Annotated in this window: 1 protein-coding gene and 1 pseudogene; one reads left to right on the top strand and one right to left on the bottom strand. The window is 65.8% G+C overall.

Translation table 11 applies throughout. The annotated features are described in order from the left end of the window. Nucleotides 1-3: 3 nt before the first annotated feature. Nucleotides 4-439, bottom strand: a pseudogene (gene phnG / locus EOA28_RS35250) (phosphonate C-P lyase system protein PhnG). 134 nt (nt 440-573) lie between these two features. Here phnG and phnF point away from each other — a divergent pair. Then, entirely contained in the window at nt 574-1,311 is a 738-nt protein-coding gene (phnF, locus tag EOA28_RS35255) for a phosphonate metabolism transcriptional regulator PhnF (protein WP_245463449.1), read from the top strand. Nucleotides 1,312-1,598 lie beyond the last annotated feature (287 nt).

Raw genomic sequence — 1,598 nt, forward strand, 5'->3', positions numbered from 1 at the left:
CCATCAGTCCTCGCCGCGCACCATGGTGAAGAAATCCACTTTCGTGGCCGCCGTCTCGATGCTGCGCGCGCAAAGGCGCGGCGAGCTTCGTCTCGACTGCTTCACGCTGCGGCGGGTCCTGCCACAGCGCGTCGGCGATTGCGGCGAGCCTGGCCTTGTCCTTGTCGCGGCCGAGCGCGTAGGAATGGCCGACCTGGCCGGAGTGCAGCCGCACCGTGGCGCGGGTGACGGTCGCCTCGCCGACATTGAACGGCGCGCCACCGCCGCCGATGCGCCCGCGTACCGTCACCAGTCCGGTCTCGGGGCCGCGCAAGAGCTCGGCCTCGGAAGGCAGGCCCGCTTCGTTCCACAGGCGCGCGATCTCATCGGCTTCGGCATGCGCCAGCGTCTCCATCAAGGCTTTCCGCCCGGCCTGCTCGCGCGCTTCCTGTCCTCGCATGGCATTGCTCCCTGCATGCGTAAAATTTGTCTATTGATATAGACAACTATACAAATTATACTTATCTGGTAACGGGAGTCCATGACGGGTGGATGACAACCCGGAAAAATGCTTGGGGGCGATGGGTGACCGGACTGGCGAGCAGCATCGAAAGGCGCAACGGCGTGTCGCTGTGGCGGCAGATCGCCGACCGGATCCTGCAGGGGATCGCGAGCGGCGATTTCGCCGAGAACGCGGCGCTGCCGCCCGAAGTCGCGTTGGCGGAACGATACGGCGTCAACCGCCACACGGTGCGTAGCGCCATTGCAGCATTGGTGCAGGAAGGCGTGCTGAAGGCCGAGCAGGGCCGCGGCACCTTCGTCCTGTCGCGCAAGCGGCTGTCCTATCCGATCGGCGCGCGCACGCGCTTCTCGACCGGGCTGCAGGGGCAGACGAGCGAGCGGCATATTGCGCTGTTGTCGTCCTCGACGGAGCCGGCCAGCCGGCGCATCGCCGAGGCGCTGGGCCTTGCCAAGGGCGCGGCCGTCATCCGGCTGGAGACGCGCGGCGAGGCCGACGGTCACGCGGTGTCGCGCGCGACGACCTGGTTCGACGCCAAGCGCTTCGCCGGCATCGAGGCGGCAATGGCGGAAACGGGATCGATCACCGCCTCGCTGAAGCGCTTCGGCGTCAATGATTATCTGCGGCACTCGACGGTGCTGTCGGCACGCCATGCCGACGCCGACGACCTCGCAGCGCTCGATCTGCAGCCGGGCGCCATCTTGCTGGTCACCGTCGCCGTCAACGTCACACTCGGCGGTGAGCCGATCCAGTTCGCGGAGTCGAGGTTCCCGGCGGAGCGGGTGGAACTGAGGCTGTCGGCTGGCGATTAGTCCCGCCCATCATCACTCCAGTGCGATAATCTCGGGGTCGTCATCCACGGGCGGAGCGACGCGAAGCGGAGCGCAGACCCGAGGATCCATTCCGTTACCTCGACCGTGGAATGCGACAGAGCAGAATTCTGGATCGTCGCAGAGCTTCGAAGGTCACGGCATGGCAACTGTGTTCACGCGAATGCGGTTTTGTCGCGCATGATGGCGTTGAGGACGACCAGGAGCTTCCTTGCGACGGCGATGATGGCGAGTTTCTTGGACCCTGAGCGGGCAGCAAGTGCGGTATA

This window comes from Mesorhizobium sp. M2A.F.Ca.ET.067.02.1.1, assembly GCF_004023285.1.
Taxonomy (GTDB): domain Bacteria; phylum Pseudomonadota; class Alphaproteobacteria; order Rhizobiales; family Rhizobiaceae; genus Mesorhizobium.